We start from the raw sequence: 1,131 nt of genomic DNA, 5'->3' as shown, positions 1-1,131 counted from the left end.
CTTCCTGCAAACGTAAATGACAAGTAATCAAGCAATTAGGAGAAAGATGACTTCGAACATCTCTGCGCCTGCCGTGTCCACCACGCAGTCGGGTGCGCCGGTCAGCTCGGATTCGCATTCCAAGTCTGTCGGTGCTGACGGCGCGATCATCCTCACGGACCACTACCTGGTCGAAAAGCTGGCCCAGTTCAACCGCGAGCGGGTCCCGGAGCGTGTGGTGCACGCCAAGGGCGGCGGCGCGTTCGGCACGTTCAAGACCACCGAGGACATCTCCCGGTACACCAAGGCCGCGTTCCTGCAGCCGGGCGTGGAGACCGAGATGCTGATCCGTTTCTCCTCCGTCGCCGGCGAGAACGGCTCCCCCGACACCTGGCGCGACCCGCGCGGGTTCGCCGTGAAGTTCTACACCGCCGAGGGCAACTACGACCTCGTGGGCAACAACACCCCGGTGTTCTTCATCCGCGACGGGATCAAGTTCCCGGACTTCATCCACTCCCAGAAGCGCCTGCCCGGCACGCACCTGCGCGACGCCGACATGCAGTGGGACTTCTGGACCCTGTCCCCCGAGTCCGCCCACCAGGTCACCTGGCTCATGGGTGACCGCGGCCTCCCGGCGTCGTGGCGCGAAATGCAGGGCTACGGCTCGCACACCTACCAGTGGATCAACGCCGAGGGCGAGCGGTTCTGGGTCAAGTACCACTTCCACTCCAACCAGGGCGTGAAGAACATCACCGGCGAGCAGGCCGAGGCCCTGGCCGGCTCCGACGCGGACTTCTACATCCGCGACCTGCACGAAAACATCGAAGCCGGGAACCTGCCCTCCTGGGACCTGCACGTGCAGGTCATGCCCTACGAGGACGCCAAGACCTACCGGTTCAACCCGTTCGACCTGACCAAGGTCTGGCCCCACGCGGACTACCCGCTGATCAAGGTCGGCACCATGGAACTGAACCGGAACCCGGAAAACTACTTCGCGCAGATCGAACAGGCCACCTTCGCCCCGTCGAACTTCGTGCCCGGCATCGCCGCGTCCCCGGACAAGATGCTCCAGGCCCGGATCTTCTCCTACGCCGACGCCCACCGCTACCGCGTCGGCACCAACCACGCCCAGATCCCCGTGAACCAGCCCAA

General features: G+C 64.5%; 1 protein-coding gene. It reads left to right on the top strand.

Annotated features, from left to right (window positions below; translation table 11 throughout):
• Positions 1-46: 46 nt before the first annotated feature.
• On the top strand, positions 47-1,131 hold a 1,085-nt coding region (locus tag ACFUTU_RS21440; RefSeq protein WP_377967970.1), incomplete at its 3' end, for a catalase.

The sequence above is a fragment of the Arthrobacter sp. NPDC057388 genome (assembly GCF_042668165.1).
Lineage (GTDB): Bacteria > Actinomycetota > Actinomycetes > Actinomycetales > Micrococcaceae > Arthrobacter.
Note: the sequence above shows the minus strand (reverse complement) of the source record. Positions and strands in the feature narration are given on the sequence as shown.